This window comes from Haloferax sp. Atlit-6N (assembly GCF_003383195.1).
Lineage (GTDB): Archaea > Halobacteriota > Halobacteria > Halobacteriales > Haloferacaceae > Haloferax > Haloferax gibbonsii.
This window is the reverse complement of the sequence record NZ_QEQJ01000443.1, coordinates 1-429: the sequence shown is the minus strand read 5'-3', so window position 1 is coordinate 429 and position 429 is coordinate 1. Positions and strand designations below refer to the sequence as shown.

The 429-nt window shown below is 62.7% G+C and carries 1 protein-coding gene; it reads left to right on the top strand.

Annotated elements, in window-relative coordinates:
* Window positions 1–239: 239 nt before the first annotated feature.
* A partial coding sequence (locus DEQ92_RS23115) for a hypothetical protein (RefSeq protein WP_233516968.1) occupies window positions 240–429 on the top strand: 190 nt, incomplete at its 3' end.

The window sequence follows — 429 nt, the reverse complement described above, 5'->3', positions numbered from 1 at the left end:
TGCTCCGGCCCCCATAAAAGCGCTTTCAAAATCTCGACGGCGTGCCACGAGTCCGCACGGGACGCGAAAAACGCCGATTTTCACGACTTCGAGTCCGCACACGACTGCCGAACGAAGCGACCGAAGAACGTGAATAGGCGCGCCAGCATAACGGTGATATGACCCGTTCCGGCGACGCTTCTCGCCGACCTGACGCACCCGATATCGAATCGCTCGCGGCCGCCCGCCGCGACTAGGCGATGGCGGCTAACCAGCGACGACTCCTCGTCTTCACCGGCGACAGGGACGCCGGCATCGACGCCGCCTTTGATGTGGTTCGCGGAACCGACGTCCCCGAGGACGAGGTAACCTTTGTCACGTCCCGTGAGGGCTTTAGATTCGACCGTGTCGAACCCCGGCAGGCCTCGTCGCTTCTTGGGACGACACGAA